We start from the raw sequence: 3,267 nt of genomic DNA on the forward strand, positions 1-3,267 counted from the left end.
CCTTTCCCATGTTTTCGCGCGACGGGGCCCGGCTCGTCTTCTGCTCGAACCGCGGCGCTTCCGCCTCTCGGGAGTACAACGTGTTCGTGGCCGACTGGCTGGACTAGTTTTGTACTCCGTGGTCAGGCCCTTGAGAATGAACGCCGCGCCGGTCTCGCGGACTTGTCGCATCAGTCGCCTCGTATTGCGCATGTAGAGGGGCCTCCTTGGCTGGAAGCCGCGCCGGTGTCAGACAGCGTGTCAATCGCAAGCTCCGGTTTCGTGTCCGGCCATGGGAACCGAGGCCGGGGTTTTGCCATTTGGTATGATCGTCGCGGGCCGCTGTGGAGATGGCCGCGTGCTGCCGCGACGAACCTCGTCGGCACTAGAGGACCGGGTGCTCGCGATGCTCGCAGCCCGGCCGCTGAGCCGCTGAGCGCGAGCCTTTAGGCGAACGGCGGTAGCGTGCGCTAAGGTAGGAGGCGGAGGTTGCGGATGAAGTACAAGATCGCCCTGCTGAAGACGGACGAGGGGTACAGCGTTTCCGTCCCAGGTCTGCCAGGTTGTTGGTCGCAGGGGTCTACTGAGAAGGAAGCGCTCGAGAACATCCAGGACGCGATCCAAGAGTATCTCGCCGCCCGCGACGAGCTTCTGGAGGGTGCGGTGGTCCGTGAAGTTGAGGTCGCCACGTAGGCGTGGCGAAGCTCCCTGGCATCAACCATCAGGATGCCGTCCGAGCTTTGCAGAAGGCCGGCTTCCGAATCGTCCGGCAGGGTAAGCACATCGTGATGACTGATGGCGTCCGGATCATAACCATACCAAGACACAACCCCGTGAACGCATTCACCATGGGCGGTATTGTCCGGGATGCAGGACTTACTGAAGATCAGTTTTCGCGAGTTGCTGTAATAGCGGTTACCTGCTGACGCAAAGGCCGCCGGAGCCTGAGTGAGTGAGCCTGGCGAAGCATCCAAGGCGTCCCCACCGCGTGCTACAATCGCCCCGAACTGGCATGACCTCCGAGCTGTCGTCGTTCATGCAGGAGGCTCTGGGCGGGCGGCGCGAGCCGGCGCCGTCGTCGCGCACGCTCGGCCACCGGGGATTCTCGAGCTGCGCCCCGGGTACGCGCCCTCCCAGTTCGAGGCACGGGACGAGTTCCGGACGCCCCTCGGCTCAAAGCGATGAGCCCCGGCGCGGTGCTGATCGCTGAAGGCCACATGCTCCGCCGCGGGCGGGCGGTGATCCATGTCGAGGGGACCCTGGCGCTGGCGGCGGGCACGCCGGTCGCGCGGGGCTCGATCTGCTTCGTCCTCCTGCCGCGGGCCAAGCCGGGGCGCGACCACTGAGGCCGGTATGGCAGTGCCCTGGAACCCCGCCGAGGCCCGAACGCTCTGGGACCTGTTGGTCCGGCGGGCGGCGGCCGATCCCGACGGCATCTACCTCACGCTCTTCGGCGACACGCTGACGACCGGCCGGCTCCACGCGATGAGCCTCCGGTACGCCGGGGCCCTGGCCGCGCTGGGGCTCGGCCGCGGGGACCCGGTCGCGCTGGTCCTCCCGACATGCCAGGAGTTCTTCTTCGCCTTCTTCGGGGTCCTCGCCGTGGGCGCGGTCCCCGTGCCGCTCTACCCGACGCTCTCGCCCGAGCTGACGGCCCGCGTCCTCCGCAGCGCCGAGCCCCGCGCGGTGATCACCGTGGACTGGTTCCGCGACAACGTCGAGGCGGCCCGGGCCGAGGCCCCTACCGTGCGCCACTACCTGACCCCCGACCGCCTCGAGAGCGGACGCCCACCCGATCGGCTCCCGGCGGCTCACGAGGACGAGATCTGCTTCCTCCAGTACACCTCCGGGAGCACCGCCGCGCCGCGTGGTGTCGTGCTGAGCCACGCCAACGTGCTGGCGACCGTGCGGCTCATGATCGACGCGATCACGATGACGGTAGCCGACACCGTGGTGAGCTGGCTCCCGCTCTATCACGACATGGGCCTCATCGGCTGCGGCTTCGTCCCCCTCTACACGGGCACGCCGCTGATTCTGCTCCCGCCCGACCTGCGCAGCCCGCGGGCCTGGCTGGAGGCGATCACCGAGCATCACGGCGTATTCACCGTGTCTCCCGACTTCGGGTACCGGAACTGTGTGCGAAACGTCCACGACACGGGCGGGCTCGACCTCTCGAGCCTCCGGATGGCGCTCACCGGCGCCGAGCCGGTCCGCCTCTCGACGATCCGGTCGTTCGAGGAGCGCTTCGCCGTCAAGAACGTCTTCTGTCCCGCCTACGGCCTCGCCGAGGCCACGCTGGCCGTCGCCATCTGGCCGCCGGGCGAGCCGATCCGCCTCGACCCCTCGGAGCGCTTCGTCTCGGTCGGCCGGCCCTGCCCGGGGGTGCGGGTGGTGATCGCGGGGCCGGACGGCGGGGGTCGGGCCGCGGCTGGCGTGGTGGGCGAAATCCTGGTCCAGAGCCCAGGCGTCATGCAGGGCTACTACCGTGATCCGGAAGCGACGGCCCGAGTCCTCCGGGACGGATGGCTTCACACCGGCGACCTCGGCTTCCTCGACGCCGAGGGCTACCTCTTCATCACGGGGCGGATGACGGACGTCATCATCCTGGGCGGCCAGAACGTCCTCCCGGCCGACCTGGAGGAGATCGTGGACCGGCTCCCGGGAATCCGCTACTCGGCCGCGATCGGCCTGGAGAGCGTCCGGACGGGGACCCAGCGCCTCCACATCGTCGCCGAGGTCCGGCACGACGGCGGGTCGTCCGAGGAGCTGTCTCACCTGGCCGGGAGGATCGCCGCCGAGCTCCACCGCCAGCGTGGGATCCGGCCCGCCCGCGTCCTCCTGGTGCAGGCCCACACGATCCCCAAGACCTCGAGCGGCAAGATCCAGCACGCCGCGCTCGCCGCCCAGGTCGCAGCGGGCGCCCTGGCCGACCGGGTGCTGCACGCGACCGGCTCGACCGCCAGCTAGCCCGCACCATGCGCGTCGAGGTCACCACGTGAGCACCTCCGACGGCGTTCGGCACCTCCGGGGCGAGGCCCGAGCCCCGGTAGGACGCAGGGAGGAGGCGGGCCGAGGCGTATGCCGCATACGTTGAGGCCCGCCGACGACCGAGGACGCCGCGGGGCGACGCGCATCGGCCCGGGCCGCCTCACGACGTGCGGGGGTCCAGGAGGTCGCGCAAGCCGTCCCCCAGCAGATTGAACCCCAGGACGGCCAGGGCGATGGCCATGCCCGGGAAGAGCGCGTATCCGGGCGCGAGCGGGAGGAAGTTCTGCGCGTCCTTGAGCA

At 69.5% G+C, this 3,267-nt stretch carries 5 protein-coding genes; 4 read left to right on the forward strand and 1 reads right to left on the reverse strand.

What is annotated here, in order from left to right:
• Positions 1–474: 474 nt before the first annotated feature.
• From VGW35_19100 to VGW35_19115, 4 genes are all read left to right on the forward strand, one after another.
• Complete coding sequence (locus VGW35_19100; protein ID HEV8309775.1) at positions 475–672, forward strand: type II toxin-antitoxin system HicB family antitoxin; 198 nt, start codon at positions 475–477, stop codon at positions 670–672.
• Positions 673–674: 2 nt separating this feature from the next.
• A complete protein-coding gene (locus VGW35_19105; protein HEV8309776.1) occupies positions 675–905 on the forward strand; it encodes a type II toxin-antitoxin system HicA family toxin in 231 nt (76 codons plus the stop codon).
• A gap of 270 nt (positions 906–1,175) precedes the next feature.
• Entirely contained in the window at positions 1,176–1,325 is a 150-nt protein-coding gene (locus VGW35_19110; GenBank protein ID HEV8309777.1) for a hypothetical protein, read from the forward strand.
• 7 nt (positions 1,326–1,332) lie between these two features.
• Entirely contained in the window at positions 1,333–2,946 is a 1,614-nt protein-coding gene (locus VGW35_19115) for an AMP-binding protein (protein ID HEV8309778.1), read from the forward strand.
• A 181-nt stretch (positions 2,947–3,127) separates the two neighbouring features.
• Here the strand turns inward: VGW35_19115 and VGW35_19120 are convergent.
• The coding region (locus VGW35_19120; GenBank protein HEV8309779.1) for an ABC transporter permease at positions 3,128–3,267 on the reverse strand (140 nt) is incomplete at its 5' end.

The sequence above is a fragment of the Candidatus Methylomirabilota bacterium genome, assembly GCA_036005065.1.
In the GTDB taxonomy this organism is placed as follows: Bacteria; Methylomirabilota; Methylomirabilia; order Rokubacteriales; family DASRDR01; genus DASYQW01.